At 60.7% G+C, this 1,585-nt stretch carries 2 protein-coding genes; both read left to right on the top strand.

Annotation, left to right across the window (positions count from 1 at the left end; all coding sequences use genetic code 11):
• Window positions 1-587 (top strand): aldehyde dehydrogenase family protein (locus ACQKP2_RS32805; RefSeq protein ID WP_427582377.1); only part of this gene is annotated, 587 nt, incomplete at its 5' end.
• 193 nt (window positions 588-780) lie between these two features.
• A partial coding sequence (locus ACQKP2_RS32800; RefSeq protein WP_427582376.1) for an aminotransferase class III-fold pyridoxal phosphate-dependent enzyme occupies window positions 781-1,585 on the top strand: 805 nt, incomplete at its 3' end.

Raw genomic sequence — 1,585 nt, 5'->3', positions numbered from 1 at the left:
GCCAGACCTGCGTCTGCGCCAACCGTCTGTACATTCAGGACGGCGTTTACGACGCGTTCGCCGACAAGCTCAAGGCCGCTGTGGCCAAGCTGAAGATCGGTAACGGTCTGGAAGACGGCACCACCACTGGCCCGCTGATCGACGAAAAAGCCGTCGCCAAGGTGCAAGAGCACATCGCCGACGCCCTGAGCAAAGGCGCGACCGTACTGGCTGGTGGCAAGCCGATGGAAGGCAACTTCTTCGAACCGACCATCCTGACCAACGTGCCGAATACCGCTGCCGTGGCCAAGGAAGAAACCTTCGGTCCATTGGCTCCACTGTTCCGCTTCAAGGACGAAGCCGACGTGATCGCGATGTCGAACGACACCGAATTCGGTCTGGCTTCGTACTTCTACGCTCGTGACCTGGGCCGTGTGTTCCGTGTGGCCGAGGCCCTGGAATACGGCATGGTCGGCGTCAACACCGGTCTGATCTCCAACGAAGTCGCGCCGTTCGGCGGCATCAAGGCTTCGGGCCTGGGCCGTGAAGGCTCCAAGTACGGCATCGAAGATTACCTGGAAATCAAATACCTCTGCCTGGGCATCTAAGCGTCAAAGCCCGGCAAGGCATTGCTTCAAACGCAAGGGGCACGAGAGCGCTGCCCCCTTGCGTCGCTTCAAACCGGAATTTTCTCTGTGGCCGGGAGCGCCGTGGCAGTCGATCATCGCATGCTGCCGCCGTTGCTCCCCGCCGCTTAATCCTTGAACCACGCCGCCCGATGAGCGGCGAATGAGGACTGTAATGAGCAAGACTAACGCTGATTTGATGGCCCGCCGTGTCAACGCTGTTCCACGTGGTGTTGGCCAGATCCACCCGATCTTCGCCGAGTCCGCGAAGAACGCTACCGTGACCGACGTTGAAGGTCGTGAGTTCATCGACTTCGCCGGCGGTATCGCTGTACTGAACACCGGCCACGTGCACCCGAAAGTCATCGCTGCCGTGACCGAACAGCTGAACAAGCTGACCCACACCTGCTTCCAGGTTCTGGCCTACGAGCCGTACGTGGAACTGTGCGAAAAAATCAACGCCAAGGTGCCAGGCGACTTCGCCAAGAAAACCCTGCTGGTGACCACCGGTTCCGAAGCTGTTGAAAACGCCATCAAGATCGCTCGTGCCGCCACTGGCCGTGCCGGCGTGATCGCGTTCACCGGCGCTTACCACGGCCGCACCATGATGACCCTGGGCCTGACCGGTAAAGTCGTGCCTTACTCGGCCGGCATGGGTCTGATGCCAGGCGGTATCTTCCGCGCCCTGTACCCGAACGAACTGCACGGCGTGAGCATCGACGACTCGATCGCTTCCATCGAGCGCATCTTCAAGAACGACGCCGAAGCTCGCGACATCGCGGCCATCATCCTGGAGCCAGTTCAGGGTGAAGGTGGTTTCTACGTCGCTCCGAAAGAGTTCATGAAGCGTCTGCGCGCCCTGTGCGACCAGCACGGCATCCTGCTGATCGCTGACGAAGTGCAGACCGGTGCTGGCCGTACTGGCACTTTCTTCGCCAGGGAGCGGATGGGCGTTGCTGCCGACCTGACCACTGTCGCCA

Source organism: Pseudomonas sp. NPDC089569, from assembly GCF_050280625.1.
Classification (GTDB): domain Bacteria; phylum Pseudomonadota; class Gammaproteobacteria; order Pseudomonadales; family Pseudomonadaceae; genus Aquipseudomonas.
Note: the sequence above shows the minus strand (reverse complement) of the source record. Positions and strands in the feature narration are given on the sequence as shown.